The organism is Pseudoalteromonas fuliginea, assembly GCF_000690055.1.
Taxonomy (GTDB): Bacteria; Pseudomonadota; Gammaproteobacteria; order Enterobacterales; family Alteromonadaceae; genus Pseudoalteromonas; species Pseudoalteromonas fuliginea.
The window spans coordinates 1-251 of record NZ_JJNZ01000258.1 but is presented as its reverse complement, the minus strand read 5'-3'; the positions used below and the strand labels follow the sequence as shown (position 1 = coordinate 251).

1 protein-coding gene is annotated in these 251 nt (G+C 42.2%); it reads right to left on the bottom strand.

Annotation, left to right across the window (positions count from 1 at the left end):
* Positions 1–251, bottom strand: a 251-nt coding sequence (locus DC53_RS22835; protein WP_033032721.1) for a helicase-related protein, incomplete at both ends; no start/stop codon positions are given.

Genomic DNA, 251 nt, shown 5'->3' with positions numbered 1-251 from the left:
CGATCTTCACCTTCTGCTCTTCGCATTACACGCCCTACACTTTGTACTACATCTACCTGCGAGTTACGCGCTGATAAAAACAGTACAGCATCTAACGATGGTACATCTACCCCCTCACTAAGGCATCGCACATTAGTAAGTATTCTACATTCATCATCATCAGGTTCATCTTTTAACCACGATAATAGTTCGTTACGCTCTGTAGCATCCATACTACCATCAATATGCTTTGATGTGGTATTTTGCATCCC